We start from the raw sequence: 22,310 nt of genomic DNA on the forward strand, positions 1-22,310 counted from the left end.
CTGTTTTTCACTAGTTCGGGACTCATCTTCACCGTGACCGAATACCCGAATGCGACATATCGTCAGGGTATCAATCAGTTCACGCTCGGATAGGAATCTTCCAGTGCAGACATCACGCTCGGAAACAGCAGGCAAGACGCAACTCACCTACGTCTTCGACGCCTATTGCGGGTGGTGTTTCGGCTTCGGCCCTGCTTTGACGGAGTTCGTCCGTCAAAATGCCGATTCCATCGACTTGTCCGTGGTCAGCGGCGGACTGTTCACCGGTGAGCGCGTCGCGCCCATGTCTTCGGCTCCGTACCTGAAATCAGCCAACGCGACCATCGCCGCCCAGACCGGCGCTGTCTTCGGTGACGGATATTCACAACTGGTGACTGATGGGCGGTTCGTCATGGATTCGACGGATGCAGCGATCGGACTCGCCGCACTGCGCGCGCAAGATCCGACACGCGCCCTCGACATCGCGGAGGCCATGCAGATCGCGTTCTACCGAGACGGTCGCAGCCTTTCCGATCCCGAGACGTACCGATCCATCGCGGAATCCCTCCAACTCGACCCATCTGCCGCGGTGTCTTCCCTGTTCACCGCCGCCTCGAAGGATGCCGCCCGCGCTGATTTCGTCCGAGCACGCAGGCTCGGCGCCACTTCGTTTCCGACGCTGTTGTTCCACGGGAGCGACGGGTCCGTCGTGAAATTCGGTTCTCCGACCAGTACCGCGGCCGATCTCACCCGCGACCTGAACACGTGTGTGCGGGCGTATGCGGTGGCTTGACCCACCCACCTTGCGAGCGAAAGGTACGCCCGGCGCCTTCAGTACGCCGAACGTACCTTTCGCTCAGCGTGACTTCACCCAAATCACTTCGGCCCCCCTTCTGGTTTGATGAACACCGAACGAATCGCACCAAAGGGGAAACGACAGTGGTTTCAGATCCGATCACGGGCCTGGAGATGGAACTTGCCGACATGTGGCAACGAGGACGCGCCCAGGCGCGCACCTATGCGCGCGCAATTCATCCCAAACTCGATCCGGCGCTCTACCCGGTTCTGGTCATCCTGAACCGTTCGGATGCGGTGCGGATGTCCGACCTGATCTGCACCCTCGATATCGAGAAGTCCACCTTGACCAGGCAAATCGACGCCGCAGCTCGACTCGGCCTGGTGGAACGAATCCCCGATCCCGACGACGCTCGCGCCAAGTTGGTAGCTCTGACCCCTGAGGCGCGAACGAAGCTCACGACCATCCGCAATCACCAGATAGATCGCTGGCGCGCCCGACTCGCGAAATGGGATACGGACGACATCACCACGCTGACAGCGCTGCTTCACCGACTGGGCAGTTCCGAGGACTGACGACAAATTAGTCGTGATGGGCAGCCCACTCGAACAGCCGGACGATTTACGCCGTCACGACAATTCTGCAGCAGCACGCAGGATCAACTGGGTGACCTCGTGCGGGTGGGACGCCAAGGATGCATGGCCTGCGTCGAGTTCCTCGATCTCGCGGGCACCGATACGCTCTGCCATCCATCGCTCGGTTTCCGGCGGAATCATTCGGTCCTGCCCTGAAACCTGATACCAACTGGGCTTCCCACGCCATGCCGGCGGCCCTGACGGGTCCGAGAAGCACTGACCCGCAATGGGTTTCTGCGTCAGCGCCATGACCAATGCTTCCGTGTCGTCGAGATCCTGACTGAAACTCTCCTGAAACTTGTCCGGGGCGATCCACAAGAAGCCCTCGGCGTCCGGCGCGATGTTCGCCGCGCCCGCCGGCTGATCCGTGCGGGCGAAGATACTTCCCAGGCTGTCACCCTCGTCCGGCGCGAAGGCAGCGATATATATCAGTCCCACAACGTTTTCCGCGTGACCCGCGCCTGTGATCACCGCGCCGCCGTACGAGTGTCCGACCAGCAGGGTCGGGCCGTCCATCGATTCGGCCAACTTCCTGGTCCGGTCCACGTCGTCGGCGAGCGAAGTAAGCGGATTCTGGACCGCAACCACTCGATGCCCGGCGTTGTGCAGGGTGGGTATGACGTGACGCCAATGAGAACCGTCTCCCCAGGCTCCATGCACCAGAACGATGTTTACCTTCTCTGTCATGACCAACTCCTCCAGATACGCAGTGCGACGAATACTCCGACGATCGGCAAGCCTTCGAAACCCAGACCTTGCCTGTTACCCACGTTAAGGGGATCCTGGATCAATAACCATGACCAGATTGCCAAGTTTTTGTGCAGAAACGCCGAATGCTCGAGACATCGGAGTGATCGATCCATGAGGACAACATCATCACAGCGGTACGTACCCACCACCGACGAGACTCGAACCCGGGACACCCTCTCGCACGTTCTCGAAGTCGTCCACCTTCGCGGTGATCAGATTCATCGCTGCGTCCACGGCGAGAACTTCACCGTGGAGGTACCCACGGGGGTGCGAGCACTTCACATTGCCGAGCACGGTGACATCGTGATCAGAACGCAGGGCAAAGCCCCGATCGAACTCGGCCCCGGGGAACTCGTACTGTTACCCCATGGGCTTGCTCATACGATCGAGAATGCGATGCCGATGCACACGAAAAACGAAACATGTTGGCTTTTCGGTACTTTCACACTCGACGACGTCGCAGCGCAGCGACTGCTGTCCGTTCTGCCGGACTTCGTCGAACTGCGCGCGACACAAGGAACCCCGGTCGAGTGGCTCGAGGTGAGCAGCCGACTGTTGGGCGCCGAGGTGGACGATCCGAAACCTGGTTCCTCCGTGATGGTTTCCCGGATTCTCGACCTTCTCTTCGTCCAGATCCTCAGAGCGTGGGCTCGAGCGGACGGATCGAACGGCGGATGGTTGACCGCAGCAATGGATCCACGAATCGGGCAGGCCCTCGAGGCCGTCCACAACGACCCGTCACGCAACTGGACCATCGACGAACTGGCGACGCTGTCCACCCTGTCGAGATCGTCTTTTGCGGAGCGCTTCTCGCGACTGGTCGGCCAGACGCCCGGCGCTTACATCACCGAGCGCCGACTCGACCGTGCCGCCGAACTACTCGTGCAAACCACCGAGCCGGTCGGAACCATTGCGATAACTGTCGGCTACGAATCCGATGCAGCGTTCAGCCGCGCCTTCCGTCGACGATTCGACGCCTCGCCGTTGAACTGGCGAAAGTCCAACTCCCACAATCACTGACGTCAGGTTGCAGCGATTACGCCTGCGACCGGGATCCGGCCGAGAACTGCAACGCGGAAGTCCACCATCGCGCGCTCCACGTGATTGGCGCTCGAGACCACAACCACGCCGGTCGCGCCTCGATCGGCGAGAATCCGCGCAGAGTTGATCGCATTCTCGACTGTCGACCACGAAGTTCCCTCTTCGGTGATCCGGCCCGGGTTGACGCCGTTGGCAACGAGCCATTCGCGCATTGCCCTGGCTTCCGTTACTCCGGCCTTCGGAGCCCCACCGCTTGTGATGATCGGAGACTGCGGGTACTGACGGGCCAGCTGGAGCGCCGCCTGAAGCCGGTCGACCAACATCGGACGCATCGTGCCGTCGTCGAAGAGGCCGGCACCCAAGACGACGATGTTCGTGCCCACGGGGTTGAGGTCGAGCAGCACGGGCGACTGGCGTGTCAGCGTCTCAGCACTCGTGCACGCAAGAATGAGAGACCGCACCGGTGTTTGGCAGCCGCCCACCGTCGACAGGATGCCGTTGACGACCGTCGTCGGAGTGATGTCGGCACTCGCTGTCGCCGGCGACAATCCCACTCCGGCTGCGGCGATTACCGAAGCAGCAATCAATCCCTTCGTCAGAGACCTACGAACATTTGCCATGTAGCCGAACCCCCAGATTGTCGATTGTCCAGCCCACGGTAACGAACATTTCGTCGCGATTGCATCATTTGACTCAAATTTACTGTTCACTGACCGTCACACAGATTAAACATAAATATTGGGCAACAATTCGGGTTCGAAACCGTCATCTACCAGCATCTCGAATCGACGCGCCTGCCGCGTTACCGATCTGAGCTGCAGCATCCCCGAGCAGGTCGGCGACACTGAACGGCAACAATTCGTTGTTGCAGATCACGATGTTGCATCCGGGTGTTCCTGCTCGCCCCGTCCCGACCATCGTGTCGAAGATCAATTCGGGGTTCGCGAAGCCGACGAGCTGTGACGGATCGTCGATGAGCGGACCACCCGACCCATGCACGGGAGGCCCGACGTACGGCGGCGGTGGAACGTCCACGATCGAAGCGACGACAAGCCGCAAGAACTCCTGGAGATAGAGATCCCGAGGCGCGTTCTGCCACACCGGATGCGAAACATACTTGCTCACCGGCGCATTCACGGAGTAGAAGTCCTCGCCCGCGTTCACCCAGGTCAAGAAGCCGTACCCCCCCATTGGACGGAGAGGGCGCGGACAACTCGTCGAGGTAGGCGGAGCCGATCAACGTCTGATCACGCCACGCGCCTCGTTGCACCATCAGCTGACCCAGTCTGGCCATGTCTCCCGGCCGGATTGCCAATCCGAGAATCAGACACGTTCACAGAGAACCACAGACGCATCACGTTTGGGAAGAGTCCGCCTCCATGCCGATTGCGCGACGCGCTCCCAGCGCCATGGTGACCTGTACAAGGTCTTTCGGTGACGACAGGTCGAGTCCCGTCAGGGAACTCGCTTTACGCAGGCGGTACACGACCGTGTTCGGGTGTACGTGCAACTGCCGAGCGGTGGTAGCTCGATCGAATCCGGAGTCGATGAAAGATTCGAGCGTCTCGAGCACGGCAGGATCGGACTCCAACGGCGACAACACATCTGCGAGGATCGGAAGCGCAGCGCTCGGGCGGGTCAGTTGATACTCGACTGCAAGATCCTCGAGACGCACGACCCCACTTGTACGGCCGTACTTTCGGGCAACGTTCAGCACCTCGCGCGCCTGCGACACCGCTGCGGGAATTGCCGGCGGTGCCGCGACATGTACGGCGGCAACCGTCGATGCACCGATGACCTTCTCGAGATCACCCAATCGTCGACACAATGACAAATACTGCGGACTCGACGCCCAGTTCCCCTCAGCGGGTTCCGATTCCACAATAGGAATCAGTACGGCTCCGCCACTGCTCCCGAGCACCCCGAGCGCTTTGTCACGCCCCACCTGATCGAGCTCTCGTTGCAGGTGGCGCACCTTTCTCCGCTCGGCGACGGCAGTGTCCACCTCGGTCGAGGACTCGTCGTCATTCCGTTCGACGTGCAGCGCCACCACCCAGTACAGGCGCGCCAACCTGATTCCCACATCGTCGGAGACCCGATCAACATCGACACCCGTCGAAAGTGCTACGAACAATGACCTTCGCGCAGAATCCTCGTCCGTCTGGGTGGCGTGGTCGGAACCGTAGCCGGCAAGAACCGCCGACGCGGAGGCCGCGGTGTATGCATTCAAGAGTCGTCCGGTGCGGGCAAGTGCGACACCGTCTTCCGGGACCGCCCATTCGCTGATGGTCTCCCACCACAGCCCGGCAGCCAGGTGATATGCCCGCAGCACCTCACCGAGCGGAACCAATTCCTGAGCCCGTTGGCGAGCCGATTCGCTGATGTCGGCGAGCAACTCGGGCGCCAGATCGGCGCCGGTCCGCAGCATCGAAATGAACAGTTCCAGATTGCGCCTCACGATGGTGGTTACGTCGTTACGTAATGCCTCGTCAGGGAGCAACCGGTAGAAGGTGACGTCGCGGTGGACCAGATCGACTGTCTCAATGACCAGTGGATGGGTGCGTTGCGCCAGTCGGTCGGCCAGAGATCTGCCACCAACCAGGATCGGCTCGAACGGCAGATCTTTGTTTCCTGACACAAAACCCTCCACAGAATTGAATTGTCACCACAAGGCCGACCTGCCTTTTTCCTATCACTATGTAACCCACGCCACTCACGAATTCACAATCAGCGGCGTAACTGGAAGTCCCACCTTCGACCAAGAGGAGCCTCGAGTGACGTGGAAAACGCGCAGCGCAGCCATTCTGGCAGGCGTCGTGGCTGCCGGTTCGATCGCGGCTCTCGGGACCGGTGTGTCGAGTGCCGAGACACCGGTCAGCACTATCCAGTACGTCGCGCTCGGCGATTCCGCGGCGGCCGGCCCACTGGTCACCGCGCAGGACTCGTCGTCACCGGGCTGTCTACGATCACTCGACAACTACCCGTCCGTGGTGGCGCGAGAACTCGGCGCTCAACTGACGGATATGACCTGCTCGTCGGCGCGATCCGCCAACATCACGGACACCGCACAATCGACGTTCTCCGGTCAAGTATCACCGCAGGCAACAGCATTGGGGCCTGATACCGACCTCGTCACCATCACCATCGGTGCCAACGACATCTCGTTGTTCCCGACAGTTCTGAGCTGCGTCAATCCACTCCCCGAACCCACCGGAACGTCCTGCCGTGACAAGTTCACCTCCGGTGGCGTCGATCAACAGCGACAAATGATCGAAAATGCGTCCACAGGTTGGAGTTCCATGATCGAAGTCGCGCAGGATCGAGCACCGTCGGCGCGCATCGTCGTGGTCGGATACGGAACATACATCCGTGGTGGCGGCTGCCCCGGCACTCAGCCGTTCTGGCCGCGCGACGCCGACTATCTCCAGAGTGTGATCGACTACGGCAACACGGTCATGGCAGCAACTGCGGCCCGTCACGGCGTCGAGTACATCGACATCACCGAAACCACTGCCGGACATGACATCTGCACGGACTCTGCCACTGCTTACTACACGGGAATCGTCCCTAGCCAGCCGGCGGTTCCACTGCATCCCACTGCGGCCGGGATGCAGGCGATCGGCAAAACCGTCGCCGACGCTCTGTCCTGAGCTTCTCCCCCAACACAATTCATTCAGCACTCGCGAAAAGGGTGGAACAATCATGTCAATTCAACGAGACGCTCCGCCGCTGCCGTCCGTCGACGGCGCCCCTGTCGGAACACGCGACAAACTTCTCGGCGGCACACTCGTCGCACTATTTCTCGCAAACATGCTCAACTTCTTCGACCGGGCGATCCCCTCGGTCGTTGCCGAGCCGATCAAGAACGAGTTTTCGCTCAGCGACTTGCAATTGGGATTGATCACCTCTGCATTCACCCTCGTCTACGCAGTCGCAGGACTGCCTCTGGGCCGGTTGGCCGACACGAAGAACCGTCCCAAGATCATCGGGATCGGACTCCTGGTGTGGAGCGGACTGACGGCAGCAACCGGTGCCGCCGGCAGCTATGTGCTGTTCATCCTCGCGCGTCTAGGCGTCGGTGTGGGCGAAGCGACCTTCACACCTGCAGCCAACTCGATGATCGGCGATATCTACCCGGCAGAACGACGCTCACGCGCACTTGGTGTCTTCATGCTCGGTTTGCCGATTGGCCTCATGCTCGCCTACTTCACCGTCGGCAAGATCGCCGAGGCATTCGACAGCTGGCGTGCACCGTTCTTCCTCGCGGCGATTCCCGGTGTCCTGCTGGCAGTCGTGCTCTACCGCATGGCAGATCCGGTTCGTGGTGGTTCCGAAAGTCCGGAGGCCCGCGCAGCCGCTGTTTCACAGGCACCGATCACCCGTCCGATCCGTCGTCTGCTCGCAATTCCCACGCTTCGTTGGCTCATCCTTGCCGGACTGACGTTCAACTTCGCCGCCTACGCAGTGAATTCGTTTGTCGTCCCGCTTCTGATGCGCCAGTACCACCTGAAACTGACTGCTGCGGCATCGGTCACCGGCATCATCGTCGGAATCACGGGCCTGATCGGATTGCTTCTCGGCGCTCGCTACGCTGACAAGGCCAGCGCACGCTCACCGCGCGCACGGTTGATGATCGGTGTCGGAACCTCGGCATTGGCGGCACCTTTGACGGCGCTGGCACTGTTGCAACACGGCGGGAACGTCGTGATGTTCACGCTCTTGTTCTCGGCCGGGTGGCTTCTGGCCTACGGCTTCTACATCAGCGTCTACCCCGCCATTCACGACGTCGTGGTTCCCAGGCTCCGCGGCACTGCGACGGCGCTGTTCTTCGCTGCCATGTACCTTCTCGGCGGATTCTCCGGACCGGTTGCCGTTGGAGCGATCTCGGACTGGTTCGCCAAGCGTGCACTTGCAGATGCAGGTACCGGGAAGTTGGCTCAGTACGCCGGCGACGGGTTGAACTCGGCCATGTATCTCGTGCCGATCATGTTGGCACTCACCGCGGTATTCATCTACCTGGCTACCCGCACTGTCGGCAAGGACTCCGCGCGCATGCAAGCGGAGCTGAGCCAGGCCTGACCGACAAGTTCACGGGCGGTGGCGGGACCCTGAGGCCCCGCCACCGCCGAGTTCAGTTGACCGTAATCGCCAGAGTCGACAACATGGACCGCAACATGTCCGGCAAGCGAGCGATCATTCGCTGCTCGGTTATCCGAACGGAGACGGGCGCGGCCAGCGTCGCTCGCCACAGTTCCGGTTGATTCTTCATCAGGTTGTTGTAGACCGGGAGCAACTGATCGTTGATGTAGGTCCAACGACCATCCCGGTCCGCCCAGTTGAAGTCCGGAAGCGGCGTTTGCACAACAGCATTGCCCACCTCGAACGAGAGCGGGTTCGACTCGCGTGGCGGCACGACGCCAGGCATCGACGGTGATGCGGCGAAGGTGGTCAGGTAAGTCAACGAGCGACCAACGCTACCGCGGTAGGCCTTCGCCTCGTCCCACTGATCACCCACCGACTGGTACTGCTCCCTTCGCAGCAGACGCACATTGCCGTCGAAGACCGATTCCGGTGTCCCCGAGGCAATGTTGTTCCACGCGATACGGGCGTTCTCGTCGAGCAGCCCTGCGCGATCGAGTTCGGCGATGCCGTCGACACCGTCGTGAACCCACGCCATGTGCATGGGAATCAGGTCCGAGAAGATGTGTTTGCTCATTGCAATCACTTTCCCCTGGAACCACATCACGTCCTCGGGGCGAATCTCGTGGCCGACCTGGAGAAGTGCCGCAATGTCCTCGGGCGCTCCCATCGACGATGCAACCGGCGCCCCGATGCGGTCGATCTCTCGCCACACCAGTGCCATCGCCTCGCTGATCGCTTGGACTTCCAGCACAACCCGCCCGTAGTCCAAGTCGAGGAGTCCACCGGCGAAAGCGGGCCCGACCATCCCTCCCATACCTGCCCACTGCAGCTCTCGATGCTCGAGCTGGAGTCGCTCGTAGAATTGGAAAGTGTTGGTGAGGTTTCCGAGATTCGCGTGCACACCGTCGAACGGAGTCCACGAAGCGAGATCGATACCTGCCGACTCCGTCCCGACCGCGAGCCAGTACTGCTTGAGCAGTGTCTGATAGCGATGCGGATCCACTCCCGAGGCTCGGGCGGTATCCATCAAAGACCGCAGCGTCGCGGAATCCGATGGCAGAGAAGGATGCAGACCGCCCGTGGCTTCGGCGTTTGCGTTCACTGCTTCGAGGTCGAGGTACCTGTCGAGCTCACCAGTACCCGCGGACGCCCTGCCTCCCAGTACGACGGCACCGCCGATACCTGCCGAAGCAACGAGAACCGTGCGCGCAAAATCCCTGCGCGTCAGAGACTTCCGCAAGCTCATCGTCCCTCGGCTTCGTCGAACGTCTTTGCCAGCCAGGCGATGTCCTGCATACCCAGCTGATCGGTCACCGTCTTGTACAGGTTGGTAACGTAATCGAGCGGCCCGCACTGCGACGGGAGCAGGTCCACGTTGCCGCCGTCTGCTCGATATGTCTGCGCCAATTGCTCTGCCTCACTGAAGGGAACGAGAAAGTCGTCCTCACAGGAAGAAATCAGAAGCTTGGAAGCCGGCGCCTGCTTTCCCAACGTGTTGTCCGCGTACGCCGCGGCCAGCGCAGGGATCGTTCGGGGCGAAGGGTTGGTGAGTAGGACGTCGAACGGAACGAATGGGAGTCCGAGGTAGAGCGCCTGGCAGGACGCGCGGAAGGCTGCGGCGACGTTGTGACCGATCGGAGTCAGATGATCGTCGAGCCGAACGTCGGGGTAGCCCGCGTCGAATCCGAGAATGCTCGAGAAGACGAATCCGGAACCGATCCCACCGGCCGCTGTTTCCTCGAACGTTGCCGGGTCGATCATCATCGCCTGAATGGCACTGGCCTGGACGTTCAGTTCCGGCGCATATTCATGGGCCTGTTCCGCGGCAAAGCCCGCTGCGACACCGCCTCCGGCGACACCGTAGATGCCGACAGGGGTGTCTGATTCGAGGCCACCTTCCGGAAGCGCGAGTGCTGCCCGAACGCCGTCGAGCGTTGCCTTCCCTGAGAACTGTCCGATCGAGAACGGATGGGGAGCAGTGTCGCCGTCGTTGCCGACGTCGCTCATCATCACTGCCCAGCCGTGGCCGAACATCTGAGCCACCGGGCCGAGCGCCGAGAACATCGCCGGGTCGCTCTGATTGCCGCCGGTCCACTGGTGACTTGGTGCGCAGTTCGCGCCGAGGCTGTCGTTCGCCTCGGCGTATCCGATGATCTTGCGATCACCTGGCGCAGTTCCGTCCTCGGGAATCATCAGAATTCCGGTGCTGATCACCTGCCGACCGAAGTGATCAGTGGTGGTGTACATGAGTTGGTGAGCCGAGACCACGTCGGGACGGACCTGGTAGACCTGCACGCTGACCGGACGCGCTTTGAGAAGTGTGCCGGGGGCGGTACCCGGCTCGATTTCAGGTTCGTCGAACCACGGATCATCGGACGAGAGCCCGAGTGGAGTCAATTCGGTGGAAATGTCAGCGCCTTGGAGTGCCTTCACGACCAACGGGTTGAACACGTCGGCCAGGTCGACGGTCTCCTGCGCGCCAGCCGGCGACCCCACCGCAAACAAGGCCACTGCCAGGGCCGATGCCGTTCCGGCGCGCCATGACCACCGTCGCCACGTCGAGTCAAACATCGTTCACGAGTTCCTTACTTTCGGGTAATGAGCACCCCTACACTCCCATTCACCTGCATTAACAGACAAGTCGGGCACCCATCCGTTGGCCGAAAACCTCGATCGGGCTTAGGCTGACGGCACCTGTCCGGCAAGTCTGGCGTGGGAGGTTTGTCTGTGAGTGCTCCGACCCGTGTATCGCGAGCTACCGGCGATTCACTCCAAGCTCGAGCGCGGCCGTCCAACATCACGTGCAAGATTCTGATGGCCGTGACAGGACTGATCTTCGCCGCTTTCGTTCTCGTCCACATGATCGGAAACCTGAAGGTCTACACCGGTGCCGATCACTTCGACGACTACGCACACTGGCTACGAACGGTGTTCGAACCCTTCCTGCCCTACGAGGGACTTCTGTGGATTCTTCGCATCGTCTTGCTCGCGTCATTGGTCGCACACGTCTGGTGTGCCTGGCTGCTCACCGTCCGCGGACGCCGAGCTCGAGGAAAATTTCGACGTAAAGGTCTGGGAATCAAGTCCTTTACAGCGCGCACGATGCCCGTCACCGGAGCTGTGCTGCTGCTATTCGTCATTTTCCACATACTCGACCTCACGACCGGAACCCGACCCATCGGCAGCAGCGAGTACGAAGCGGCCACGCGCACACAGAGTTACGCATACGACAATCTGATTGCCAGCTTCGAGCGTCCGCTGGTGGCAGCGTTCTACATCGTCGCGATGGCTCTGCTGGCAATGCACCTCGCGCACGGACTCTGGAGCGCGGTCAACGATCTCGGCGTGACCGGCCAACGACTGCGCCAGATTGGCGTTGCACTCTCCGGAATCTTTGCGCTCGTCGTGATGGTCGGAAACATGTCGATCCCCATCGCGGTCATGACCGGCGCCATCTCGAAGACAGGAGCGTCATAAGTGAACAGCTTCGAACTCGACGATCTGCGCAGCATCGGGACACCGGTGGACGGTAAGGTCCCGGCCGGCGATCCGGCGACGGCCTGGCCCACTCGCAAACTCGACTACAAGCTCGTCAGCCCACTCAACCGGCGCAAGTTCACGGTCATCGTCGTCGGTACCGGCCTCGCCGGCGCGGCCTGCGCCGCCTCCCTCGGTGAACTGGGCTACCACGTCGAGTCCTTCACCTTCCACGATGCACCCCGCCGTGCACACAGTGTCGCCGCGCAAGGAGGCATCAACGCTGCTCGCGCTCGAAAAGTGGACAACGACAGTCTCGCCCGCTTCGTGAAGGACACCGTCAAGGGCGGTGATTTCCGGGGCCGTGAGGCCGACTGTTTCCGTCTCGCCGAAGAATCCGTACGCGTCATCGATCACATGAATGCCATCGGGGCACCGTTTGCTCGCGAGTACGGCGGCACTCTGGCCACCCGATCCTTCGGCGGCGTTCAGGTGTCGCGCACGTACTACACGCGCGGGCAGACAGGCCAGCAGTTGCAGATAGCGTCGTCGCAGGCACTGCAACGTCAGATCGCAGCCGGAACGGTCAACCTACACACCCGAACCGAGATGCTCGATCTCATCGTTTCGGACGGGCGAGCACAAGGGATAGTCACACGCGATCTCGTGACCGGTGAGATCGGCGCCACCACAGGCCATGCCGTCGTACTGGCATCCGGCGGCTACGGAACCGTATTCCACAAGTCCACACTTGCGAAGAATTCCAACGCCACGGCCGCCTGGCGAGCGCACCGACGCGGTGCGTTGATGGCTTCACCCTCGTTCATCCAATTCCATCCGACGGCACTTCCCGTCAACTCCGAGTGGCAGTCGAAAACCATTCTGATGAGCGAATCCCTGCGCAACGACGGCCGGATCTGGGTACCGGCCAAGCCCGGAGACGATCGTGAGCCCGGCGACATTCCCGAAAACGAACGCGACTACTACCTCGAGCGCAAATATCCGGCGTTCGGGAACCTCTCTCCCCGCGACGTCTCTTCACGGGCCGCCCGCGAGCAAATCGACTCCGGTCACGGCGTCGGCCCTCTGAAAAACAGTGTGTACCTGGATTTCCGCGATGCGTTGGCACGGCTCGGCCGCAAGACCATCGAGGAGCGATACGGAAATCTGTTCTCGATGTATCGCGACGCCACCAGCGAAGACCCCTATACGGTGCCGATGCGCATCGCCCCCGGAGCCCACTTCACCATGGGAGGACTGTGGAACGACTACGACCAGATGACCTCCATCCCCGGCTTGTTCGTCGGTGGTGAGGCAGGCTGGGGATACCACGGGGCCAACCGCCTCGGCGCCAATTCGTTGCTCTCGGCATGCGTCGACGGCTGGTTCACCCTCCCGTACGCGATTCCGAATTATCTTGCACCGCTACTCGGATCCACTCCACTCGAACTGTCCGATCCCGCTGTGACGTCGACGCTCACTGACGTGAGGGGTCGGGTGGACCTGCTGCTCTCGGTCGGCGGAACACACGGCCCCGACAGGTTCCATCGACAACTGGGCGAGATCCTCTATGCGGGTTGCGGTGTCACCCGAACGGCCGAGGGCTTGACCAAGGCGATCGCCGAAATCCGCGCACTGCGAACCGATTTCTGGTCGAACCTGCGAGTTGCCGGCAGCGGAAACCAGTTCAACCAGGAGTTGGAAAGGGCCGGCAGGGTAGCCGATTTCCTCGAGCTCGCCGAACTGATGTGCGTCGATGCTCTCGATCGTGACGAGTCCTGTGGAGCGCACTTTCGTGCCGAACATCAGACTCCCGACGGCGAAGCGCAGCGAAACGATCAGGACTGGTGCTTCGTCTCCGCGTGGGAAACCGCCCAGGACGGCAGACACGTTCGACACGACGAGCCGTTGTCCTTCACCGCTGTTCCACTGCAGACGAGGAACTACGTATGAAAATCACCGTGGACGTGTGGCGCCAATCCGGACCTGAGTCGTCCGGCGCATTCGACACCTACCAAATAGACGACGCGACGGTGGAGATGTCGCTGCTGGAGCTCCTCGACCGACTCAACGACCAACTCGTGGAGAGCGGCAACGAACCCATCGCCTTCGATTCCGACTGCCGAGAAGGGATCTGCGGGTCCTGTGGCATCACCGTCGATGACGTTCCCCATGGGCCGGTTGCGAACACTCCCACGTGCCGTCAGCACCTGCGCAGCTTCTCCGACGGTGACCGAATCAAACTGGAGCCATTCCGCTCCGCAGCCTTTCCCGTGGTCCGAGACCTCGTCGTCGATCGCTCTGCGCTCGACCGGGTGCTCGAAGCCGGTGGATACGTTTCGGTCAATGCAGGAACCGCGCCGGACGCAGACAGTCAGCCGCTCTCGCATCAAAGTGCCGAAGCTGCACTGGACTTCGCCGCGTGCATCGGCTGCGGCGCTTGCGTGGCAGCCTGCCCGAACGGTGCCGCGCACCTCTTCACCGGGTCCAAACTGACCCACCTGTCTCTCGTCACGCAGGGCCGCAACGAACGTGGCAAGCGGGCCCGAGCGATGTCGCACCAGATGGAGGCCGATTTCGGGCCGTGCTCGACCTACGGTGAATGTGCGCAGGTGTGTCCCGCGGAGATACCGCTGACCGCGATTGCCGCTGTCAACAAGGAATCGATGCGATTCGGATTGCGGCGCAAGGACAACTGATCGTCACCAGGCGCCGATCAGCTTCATCCACGCGCCGCCGATGATCGTCCAGATCAGGATGATCACGACGCTCATCACGAAACCGATTCGGAACCACTCCGAGGTCTTGATGTATCCGGAACCGTAGATCACTCCGGCCGGACCGGACGCGTAGTGCGAGATACCGCCGAACAGGCTGCCGATGAAGCCGAACACCAGGGCCGAGAACAGCGGCGGCGCACCGGTTGCCACCGCCGCGCCGAGAAACACCGCGTACATCGCGACGATCTGCGCGGTGTTCGACGCAAACAGATAGTGCGCGTAGAAGTACACCAAGGTCAGGATCGCAAAAGCCCAGATCCACGGCAAACCGTCGACGCTCGAGGAGACCTGGGTTCCGATCCACGAGATCACGCCGAGTTCTTCGAGATGGCTTGCCATACCGACCAGAACGGCAAAGAACACGAGCGTCTGCCACGCCCCGGTGTCGTGGACCAGGTTGTTCCACGTCAGCACCTTGGTCACCAACAGGATGCCGATTCCGACGAATGCTGTTGTAGTGGCATTGACATTGAGCTGCGAGCCCAGGCACCAGAGCACCAGCAGCAGAACGAAGGTGGCGGCCATGATCTTCTCGTTGCGGCTGATCGGACCTGCCTTGCGCAGTTCCTCCCTGGCTTGCTCGGGTGCTTTCGGAGTCTTCAACATCGTGGGCGGGAAGATCTTCGACATCACCCACGGGATCGCGATGAGACTCGCAATTCCCGGAACCGATGCTGCCAGCGCCCATTTGCCCCACGAGATGTCGATGCCGATCTTGGCAGCCGCATCGACGGCCACAGGGTTACCCGCCATGGCGGTGATGAACATCGCGGAGGTCACGACGTTGACTTGCAGCGACGTGAGCAGCAGATATGCTCCGAGCTTCTTGCGAGAGTCCTCGGGCTCGGGATTGGAGTCCTCCAACTTGCTCAGCGAGACGATGATCGGATAGACGACGCCACCCGCACGGGCGGTGTTCGACGGCGTCGCCGGAGCAAGTATCAAGTCCGTCAACGCCATTCCGTAGGACAATCCGAGACTCGACTTGCCGAGTTTGGTCACGAACATGAGCGCAACCCGTTTGCCGAGTCCGGTGACCAGAAAGCCCTCGGCAATGAAGAACGATGCGACAATCAGCCAGATCGTGGTGTTACTGAAGCCGGACAACGCTTCCGTCGGCGTCTCGGTCTGGGTGATCATGGCGATCGACAGGCCTACCAGCGCCACAGAACCCGTCGGCAGAGGCTGCAAGATCAACGCCACGATGGTGCCGACGAAAATTCCGAGCATGTGCATGCCCTTGGGATCCACACCGTCCGGAACAGGCATGAAATAGATGATCAAGCCGAGGATGACGGGCACCGCAGCCGGGTAGTACCGCCTGAGCACCGATTGTTTCGACGGCTCCGCCGGCGATGTCGTCTCAGAAAAAGACTCAGTGCTTTCGGATTTGGCCTCGGACATTTGCATCTCCTCGACTTGTCGCCCCAGGTGATCGCCCCAGATCATTGTCCCCCAAACATCAGGTTTTCGTGCGGTCAATCCAAGTTCGAGAGAAATTGCCCGGAAGTACAGTCGTCCTTACGAGGCGCTGTCTCGCACCGACGCTTCAGTGGGAGAATGCCCATCTCTCGCAAAAGATTGTGCCAATCGATCAACAGAGGCGCCGGCGTGCTGCACGCTTGAATCTCGGAGAGTTGTTCAACCTGCTTCTGCGAAAGGTATTCGTCGGCACGATGTTTGGGTCAGGACTGCGCGGATTGCCGATCTCGACCGGATCTTCGCGCGTGATGTGATCCAATTCCGAAGCATGTCAGCCGACAGACAGACCCACGAACCGAGAAGATTCGTATCGGGCCGACGACTGGTTGCGCCATCTATTGTCGGGAGTGTGACGGAATCCGACGCCCACGAGGACTCGACCGACTCCACTGAATCGGCAGTGGCCGATCACCCGAGAAAACGTCCACTGTGGCGTGAGATTCTGATCCTCGTTGTCGTCGCACTTGTCCTGAGTGTTGTCATTCAGAACTTCGTCGGACGCATCTTTCTGATCCCGTCGGAGTCCATGGAACCGACACTTCACGGATGCACCGGCTGCACGGGAGACAAGATCCTCGTCGACAGAATCAGCTATCGATTCGGGGATCCGCAACCTGGGGATGTGGTCGTGTTCAAGGGACCCGAGTCCTGGAACGACGAGTACAAATCCATTCGATCCGACAATTCGATTGTTCGCGCGTTTCAGGGACTCGGGTCCATCGTCGGCTTGGTCCCGCCGGACGAAAACGACCTCGTGAAGCGGGTAGTCGCGGTCGGTGGCCAAACCGTACAGTGCCTGTCCGAGGAAGAGGGGCTTCGAGTGAACGGCAAGCCGCTGACCGAGCCGTACATCGACAAGCGCATTCCGGGCAACGGTACCTCTTGCCAAGGAAGGTATTTCGGGCCGGTCACGGTTCCCGACGGGAACCTGTGGGTGATGGGCGACAACCGCGCCCATTCGAAGGATTCACGTTTCCATCTCGATGACGAACACAGTGGAACGGTGCCGATCGACAATGTCATCGGCAAGGTTCAATTGATCGTCCTTCCCTTCTCACGGTGGGGAACTGTGAGCTCGTTCGATCCGCAGTGACAGATCGAATCAACCAGGCGGCCTGCATCTTCGGACGGCACAGTCGACATGGCTCCGCTTTCGGACGATCATCGAGCGCATCTGTTGCCGAAGGTAGGAGAACCACATGCGCGCTCGACGCATCACCGCCAATCTCAAAGTCGCCGATATCGGAACCGCCAAGAGCTTCTACTCCGACTTTCTCGGCCTGAGCACCGAAGAGTTCAACATGGGGTGGGTCGCTCGCTACACCTCTCCCGACACCGGCGCGAACGTACAGCTCGTCACGCACGACGCCACTGCGGCCGAGGACTCGGTCATCTCAGTCCACACGGACGACGTCGACGGCGCCTACGAAGAGGCCCGCAGGCTCGGCTACGAAATCGTGCACCCCATAACGACCGAAGAGTGGGGTGTTCGCCGATTCCTCGTCCGGGCACCCGATGGCAACGTCGTCAACATCGTGCGACACCGGGACTGAGCAGCGGAAAGAACCCCATTCGACGTTTTAGGTCATTTGACCTAGAGTTAGGTGCATGACCGATTCATTGCAGTATTCAGCCGACGGCCCGATCCTCGTGGCCGGCGGATACGGAACCGTGGGCAGCGCCCTGACAGCGTTGCTCGCCCCCGACTTCCCACTACTCCTCACCGGACGCACCCCCGAGCGAGGCAACGAACTGGCCGGCCGTCACGGCGCTTCCGTCCGCCGCTGGGACCTCCTCGACCCGACACCCTTCGACGCGTCCGTACGCGCGGTCGTGTCGACGGTCAACGATCCCCACGATCGTGTCCTGTCCGCCGCCGTCGAGGCCGGCATTCCGTACGTGGACATCACCCGCTGGACAACCCGCGTCGCTCGCGCCGCCACTCTGGCGGGTCAGAAGTCGCCGAGCGCACCGGTGTACCTGTCGTCCGGATGGATGGGCGGAGTCACCAATATCGTCGCCGCAGCGCTGGCCGAGGAACTGGGTGGCACGAGCACGATCGACGTCTCGATTCGCTACGACGTCAACGACATTGCCGGGCTGGACTCCGTCGACTTCATCGATCGGCTCGGGCAGGATTTCGAGGTGATGCAGCAAGGAAACCCGATCACCGTCAGCCCGTTGACGGATACACGCTGGGTCGACTTCCCCGGATCGCGCACCAAGGTCGGAAGAATCGACACTCCGGAACAATTCACGTTCCCCATGACCTTGGGCGCCGAAACTGCCAGCACTCGAATAGGTTTCAGTTCGAATGCATCCACAACTGCGCTGCTCGCCGCCAAGAAGGTGGGTCTGTTCCGTTGGGGTCGCGGCGACCGCTTCACACCGCTACGACGCGGACTCCTGTACTCGCCGGGCAAGGGCGGGAGCGCGCAAGTACGCATCGATGTCACCGGCCCGAGCGGCACGACAAGCGCGACAATCGTCGACCGGCAGGGCCAGGCTCACCTCACCGCGGTGGGCGGCGCGCTGGCCGTCAGACGAGCCTTGGCCGACGATGCCCGGCCTGGAGTCACTTTCCCCGAATCGCTTCCGAACCCTCGCCGCACCGTCTCCGAGTTGGAGAGCTTCGGGGTGGCAGTATTGCGACCATGACCCTCTCCAAGGGCGCCGCCCGTGCGGCAGCACTTCTCGACGCAGCAGAACAGGTCCTCACTACTCAGGGCAATGCCAACTCGGCAATGCGCGATTTCGCAGCCGCGGCCGGAGTGCGGGTAGGACATCTGCAGCACTACTACCCCACCCGTGCAGATCTGATACGCGCAGTGATGTCACGTGCATTGACCCGCTCACTGGATCGCCTTGCCGTCGTCCCCGATACGGATCAGAGCCTTTCCCGCGAGGAATCCGAACACTTCATCGGAGTCCTGCTCGGAGAACAGGACGACCAGGCCACGGTGCGTCTGTACGTCGAAGTATGGGCCATTGCAGCGGCGGACCAAGAAGTCGCGGTCGTGCTTCGAGACTTCTACGCCCAGTACATCGCACACGTAGAGCGCGCAGTCGCGTGTGCACAACCGGAGCTGGATGCGACTGAACTTGGCGCGACAGCGCAGACCATCGTGAGCCTGCTCGAGGGTTCCGCAATTCTCCGATCGGGAATCACCGGCCGAAAGTCCGAGGCTTCGGACCGAAAGCTCGTGGACACACTGCAGTACCTGATTCACGGGTCCTGACTCGGACGTATCGTAAAGCCCATGAGCGTTGCAAACGAATGGAGCCGAATCGAAGCGTGGTGCCGTACACACGCACCGGTGACGGCTGCAGCGTTTCAACCAGGACTCGGTGACGCCGTTATCGAGGAATTCGAAGCCTCGACCGGCGTCACGTGGCCCCAGGAACTTCGCGACCTGTATCGGGTCCACAACGGCAGCCTGACCCACGACGACCGGACCGGCCTCTTTCTCGGCAGCGTGCTCCCGGACAAATTCTTCTACCCCATCGACGTCGCAACAGAAGTTCGTCTCACTCTGCTCGAAACGTGGGATGAGACGATCTACGAGAATCCAGACCTCTACGCCGATGACGAGATGGATCGACACGATCAACGCGACGCAGGCACTGCCGCAACCATGTTCATCCCCTCGTTCGTTCCCTTTGCCGGACTGGACGAGTACCACTACTTCGTGGACACCCGCAGCGGCGCACTCCACCATTGTGTGACCGAGTATGCGTCGGACGCCACTGACAACGGCGGTCCGATCTGGGCGTCCATCTCGGTAATGCTGGCCGCCCATGCCGTAGCGCTGGAAACAGGATCAACGATCGGAGTGTGGAAACCCGTTGTCAGCAAGGGTGTTCTGGAATGGGAAGTCGACGCATGACACCCAAGCAGGATCCGACCCGTCGCACCCTCGCCGACGGGCGTCAGATCTTCTACTTCGACGATGCCGGCAGTGCCCGCGCCCACTCTGCGCGAGATTCCCGCGAATTGCCGGCTCTCGACCACTCGTCTCGGATGAGATTCGACGTTCTCACCGGGGAGTGGATCACCATGGCTTCGCATCGCATGACACGGACACATCTCCCCTCCGCCGCCGAATGTCCATTGTGCCCGACCGACGAAACACGCACGCCCACAGAGATACCCGACGGAGACTACGACGTCGCGGTGTTCGAGAATCGGTTTCCGAGCTTTGCCGCGGCGCCCGAGGAAGACATTGACAGTCCCGGAGACGGTGCGGGCGATCGCCCAGCGGCCGGTCACTGCGAAGTGATGTGCTTCTCGAGCGATCACACGGCGTCCGTCGCCGAGCTTCCACTCGAACGCATGCGCACGATTGTGGGTGCCTGGATTTCTCGGACCGAAGAGTTGTCGGCGGATCCGCTTGTGGAACAAGTGTTCTGCTTCGAGAACCGCGGCGAAGAAATCGGGGTGACACTCACCCATCCACACGGACAGATCTACGCATACCCCTATGTCACGCCACGCACCCGATCGATGCTGACGCAGGCGCACAAACACTTCGAGCGCACCGGTCGCTCACTACTCGGCGATGTTCTGGCGTTCGAGCGCGAGGACAAGGCCCGGTTGATCTACGACGGAGATCACTGGAGCGCCTACGTCCCGACCGCCGCACGATGGCCCATCGAGATTCACCTGGCACCGCACCGAGACGTCCCGGACCTCCCCTCGCTGAACGACCAAGAGCGCGAAGAGCTTGCGGTCGTCTACCAAGATGTCCTACGCCGTATCGATCGCTTCTATCCGGGCGTCGACCGGGTACCGTACATCGCGGCCTGGCACCAAGCTCCCGTCCGCATCGACCGACCTCTGGGCCGACTGCATCTTCAGCTGTTCTCGATCTTGCGCGCACCGGGCAAACTCAAATACCTCGCCGGGTCCGAGTCCGCCATGGGCGCCTGGGTGAACGACACCGTTCCCGAGGCAGTCGCGGCCCGCCTACGGGAGTTGAAATAGTGGATACGGTCTCGAACAATTCTGTGCTCCAACAGTTTCACGCCACCTACGGCTATCCGGCAACCGGAGTGTGGGCGGCACCCGGTCGAGTCAACCTGATCGGTGAACACACGGACTACAACGGTGGATTGTGCCTACCGGTCGCTCTCGAGCAGCGAACACTGGTTGCCGTCGCACTGCGCAGCGACGGGGTCGTCCGCGTGCACAGTCGGCAATCCGCCGAGACGTACACCGGGCCCCTCGGCGACATCGCCACAGGGTGGGCCGCCTACCCCACAGCCGTTCTGTGGTCTCTTGCGCGCAGAGGCCTCCCGATCGAAGGAATCGATCTTGCCGTCGACTCGTCGGTACCGGTCGGGGCCGGGCTGTCGAGCTCCGCTGCCCTCACCTGTTCGGTTGCGTTGGCCGTCAACGAACTTCATGATTCACCTTTCGCCCGCGATGAGCTGGTACAGGTGTGCATCCAGGCCGAGAACGACGGCGTCGGCGCACCGACCGGAGGGATGGATCAAACCATTGCCCTCTTTGCTCAGCCCTCGACTGCGCTCCTGCTGGACTGCCAGGACGGATCCACCGAACCCATACCTTTCGAACTCCACGGTGCAGGTTACGACCTGATCGTCATCGACACCCGGGTCAAACACTCACTCGCAGACGGACAGTACGGAATGCGGCGCTCTCAATGCGTCGCTGCAGCAGCAGCTCTCGGCGTCGGCAGCTTGCGAGAGGCTACAGCAGGCCAGGCCGAGACAGTGCGAGACCCGATCCTCCGGGCGCGGGCACGGCACGTCGTGACCGAGATCGAGAGGACGCGGAAGACCGCAGAACTTCTGCGCAACAGCAGATTCAGTGACGTCGGCGAGCTGTTCGACAACTCGCACGCCTCGTTGCGCGACGACTTCGAGGTCTCGTGTGAAGAACTCGACGTCGCCGTTGCCGCAGCACGACGCGGCGGCGCGATCGGTGCGCGGATGACCGGCGGCGGATTCGGAGGCTCGGCCATCGCGCTGGTTCCGGAAGGAAGCGGAGCGGAGGTCATCGCATCGGTGAGCCGCGACTTTGCGGCGCGAGGTTGGCGAGCACCACACTTTCTCGGCGTCGTTGCCGGGGGTTCGGCCGCCCGTCTCTGAGCGAACGGCACGTTCAGCGCACTGGAGGCGCCGAACGTACCGTTCGCCCTGGTTGGGGTACCTCGAGATCCCCCTCACATAAATAGTCATCTCATATGCGAATTATGTAGGTTC

At 61.5% G+C, this 22,310-nt stretch carries 22 protein-coding genes; 15 read left to right on the plus strand and 7 right to left on the minus strand.

Annotated features, from left to right (window positions below; genetic code table 11):
- The first annotated feature begins 103 nt into the window (after nt 1-103).
- Together ACN50D_RS09125 and ACN50D_RS09130 are read left to right on the plus strand one after the other, a co-directional pair.
- Entirely contained in the window at nt 104-772 is a 669-nt protein-coding gene (locus ACN50D_RS09125) for a DsbA family protein (protein WP_007730785.1), read from the plus strand.
- Between the two features lie 146 nt (nt 773-918).
- On the plus strand, nt 919-1,350 hold the full coding sequence (locus ACN50D_RS09130) for a MarR family winged helix-turn-helix transcriptional regulator (RefSeq protein WP_003942924.1): 432 nt from the start codon (nt 919-921) through the stop codon (nt 1,348-1,350).
- A 54-nt stretch (nt 1,351-1,404) separates the two neighbouring features.
- Here the strand turns inward: ACN50D_RS09130 and ACN50D_RS09135 are convergent, their stop codons facing one another.
- Nucleotides 1,405-2,097, minus strand: a complete 693-nt coding sequence (locus ACN50D_RS09135) for an alpha/beta hydrolase (RefSeq protein WP_211921672.1) — start codon at nt 2,095-2,097, stop codon at nt 1,405-1,407.
- A 174-nt stretch (nt 2,098-2,271) separates the two neighbouring features.
- Here ACN50D_RS09135 and ACN50D_RS09140 point away from each other — a divergent pair, with 174 nt between their 5' ends.
- On the plus strand, nt 2,272-3,180 hold the full coding sequence (locus ACN50D_RS09140) for an AraC family transcriptional regulator (RefSeq protein WP_007730783.1): 909 nt from the start codon (nt 2,272-2,274) through the stop codon (nt 3,178-3,180).
- 2 nt (nt 3,181-3,182) lie between these two features.
- On the opposite strand, the gene ACN50D_RS09145 is transcribed toward ACN50D_RS09140, so the two are convergent.
- From ACN50D_RS09145 to ACN50D_RS09155, 3 genes are all read right to left on the minus strand, one after another.
- Nucleotides 3,183-3,911, minus strand: coding sequence for a YdcF family protein (locus tag ACN50D_RS09145; protein ID WP_030536059.1), 729 nt, complete (start codon nt 3,909-3,911; stop codon nt 3,183-3,185).
- A 55-nt stretch (nt 3,912-3,966) separates the two neighbouring features.
- Nucleotides 3,967-4,374, minus strand: a complete 408-nt coding sequence (locus ACN50D_RS09150) for a hypothetical protein (protein ID WP_144245833.1) — start codon at nt 4,372-4,374, stop codon at nt 3,967-3,969.
- Nucleotides 4,375-4,555: 181 nt separating this feature from the next.
- Nucleotides 4,556-5,839 (minus strand): PucR family transcriptional regulator, encoded by a 1,284-nt coding sequence (locus ACN50D_RS09155; RefSeq protein WP_058038471.1) that lies wholly within the window; start codon nt 5,837-5,839, stop codon nt 4,556-4,558.
- Nucleotides 5,840-5,975: 136 nt separating this feature from the next.
- Between ACN50D_RS09155 and ACN50D_RS09160 the strand changes: the two genes are divergently transcribed.
- Together ACN50D_RS09160 and ACN50D_RS09165 are read left to right on the plus strand one after the other, a co-directional pair.
- The gene (locus tag ACN50D_RS09160; RefSeq protein WP_210377801.1) at nt 5,976-6,851 is read left to right on the plus strand and encodes an SGNH/GDSL hydrolase family protein; all 876 of its coding nucleotides are present in this window, start codon (nt 5,976-5,978) and stop codon (nt 6,849-6,851) included.
- Nucleotides 6,852-6,903: 52 nt separating this feature from the next.
- Nucleotides 6,904-8,280 (plus strand): spinster family MFS transporter, encoded by a 1,377-nt coding sequence (locus ACN50D_RS09165; RefSeq protein WP_003942962.1) that lies wholly within the window; start codon nt 6,904-6,906, stop codon nt 8,278-8,280.
- A 52-nt stretch (nt 8,281-8,332) separates the two neighbouring features.
- Here the strand turns inward: ACN50D_RS09165 and ACN50D_RS09170 are convergent, their stop codons facing one another.
- Nucleotides 8,333-9,589 (minus strand): Tat pathway signal protein, encoded by a 1,257-nt coding sequence (locus ACN50D_RS09170; protein WP_211921673.1) that lies wholly within the window; start codon nt 9,587-9,589, stop codon nt 8,333-8,335.
- Nucleotides 9,586-10,914 (minus strand): lipase family protein, encoded by a 1,329-nt coding sequence (locus tag ACN50D_RS09175; RefSeq protein WP_030536062.1) that lies wholly within the window; start codon nt 10,912-10,914, stop codon nt 9,586-9,588. Before ACN50D_RS09175 ends, ACN50D_RS09170 begins: the two co-directional genes overlap by 4 nt.
- A 156-nt stretch (nt 10,915-11,070) precedes the next feature.
- Between ACN50D_RS09175 and ACN50D_RS09180 the strand changes: the two genes are divergently transcribed.
- The 3 genes from ACN50D_RS09180 to ACN50D_RS09190 are packed head-to-tail and all read left to right on the plus strand — an operon-like array spanning nt 11,071 to nt 14,519.
- A complete protein-coding gene (locus ACN50D_RS09180) occupies nt 11,071-11,820 on the plus strand; it encodes a succinate dehydrogenase cytochrome b subunit (RefSeq protein ID WP_007730765.1) in 750 nt (249 codons plus the stop codon).
- Entirely contained in the window at nt 11,821-13,773 is a 1,953-nt protein-coding gene (locus tag ACN50D_RS09185; RefSeq protein ID WP_007730764.1) for a fumarate reductase/succinate dehydrogenase flavoprotein subunit, read from the plus strand.
- Complete coding sequence (locus ACN50D_RS09190) at nt 13,770-14,519, plus strand: succinate dehydrogenase/fumarate reductase iron-sulfur subunit (RefSeq protein WP_042921559.1); 750 nt, start codon at nt 13,770-13,772, stop codon at nt 14,517-14,519. Before ACN50D_RS09185 ends, ACN50D_RS09190 begins: the two co-directional genes overlap by 4 nt.
- A gap of 3 nt (nt 14,520-14,522) precedes the next feature.
- On the opposite strand, the gene ACN50D_RS09195 is transcribed toward ACN50D_RS09190, so the two are convergent.
- Nucleotides 14,523-16,004 (minus strand): anion permease, encoded by a 1,482-nt coding sequence (locus ACN50D_RS09195; RefSeq protein ID WP_211921674.1) that lies wholly within the window; start codon nt 16,002-16,004, stop codon nt 14,523-14,525.
- Between the two features lie 427 nt (nt 16,005-16,431).
- Between ACN50D_RS09195 and lepB the strand changes: the two genes are divergently transcribed.
- The 7 genes from lepB to galK all read left to right on the plus strand — a co-directional run bounded on the left by lepB (nt 16,432) and on the right by galK (nt 22,196).
- Nucleotides 16,432-17,175, plus strand: a complete 744-nt coding sequence (lepB, locus tag ACN50D_RS09200; protein ID WP_003942848.1) for a signal peptidase I — start codon at nt 16,432-16,434, stop codon at nt 17,173-17,175.
- Between the two features lie 106 nt (nt 17,176-17,281).
- Nucleotides 17,282-17,635 (plus strand): glyoxalase superfamily protein, encoded by a 354-nt coding sequence (locus ACN50D_RS09205; protein ID WP_007730761.1) that lies wholly within the window; start codon nt 17,282-17,284, stop codon nt 17,633-17,635.
- A gap of 55 nt (nt 17,636-17,690) precedes the next feature.
- Nucleotides 17,691-18,740, plus strand: coding sequence for a saccharopine dehydrogenase family protein (locus ACN50D_RS09210; RefSeq protein ID WP_007730754.1), 1,050 nt, complete (start codon nt 17,691-17,693; stop codon nt 18,738-18,740).
- Nucleotides 18,737-19,321, plus strand: a complete 585-nt coding sequence (locus tag ACN50D_RS09215; RefSeq protein WP_007730752.1) for a TetR/AcrR family transcriptional regulator — start codon at nt 18,737-18,739, stop codon at nt 19,319-19,321. Before ACN50D_RS09210 ends, ACN50D_RS09215 begins: the two co-directional genes overlap by 4 nt.
- 21 nt (nt 19,322-19,342) lie before the next feature.
- Complete coding sequence (locus ACN50D_RS09220) at nt 19,343-19,969, plus strand: SMI1/KNR4 family protein (RefSeq protein WP_030536068.1); 627 nt, start codon at nt 19,343-19,345, stop codon at nt 19,967-19,969.
- Entirely contained in the window at nt 19,966-21,066 is a 1,101-nt protein-coding gene (gene galT / locus ACN50D_RS09225; protein ID WP_007730748.1) for a galactose-1-phosphate uridylyltransferase, read from the plus strand. Before ACN50D_RS09220 ends, galT begins: the two co-directional genes overlap by 4 nt.
- Complete coding sequence (gene galK, locus ACN50D_RS09230; protein WP_065455025.1) at nt 21,066-22,196, plus strand: galactokinase; 1,131 nt, start codon at nt 21,066-21,068, stop codon at nt 22,194-22,196. Before galT ends, galK begins: the two co-directional genes overlap by 1 nt.
- Nucleotides 22,197-22,310: the final 114 nt, after the last annotated feature.

Source organism: Rhodococcus sp. SB1D, from assembly GCF_048573875.1.
Taxonomy (GTDB): Bacteria; Actinomycetota; Actinomycetes; order Mycobacteriales; family Mycobacteriaceae; genus Rhodococcus_F; species Rhodococcus_F qingshengii.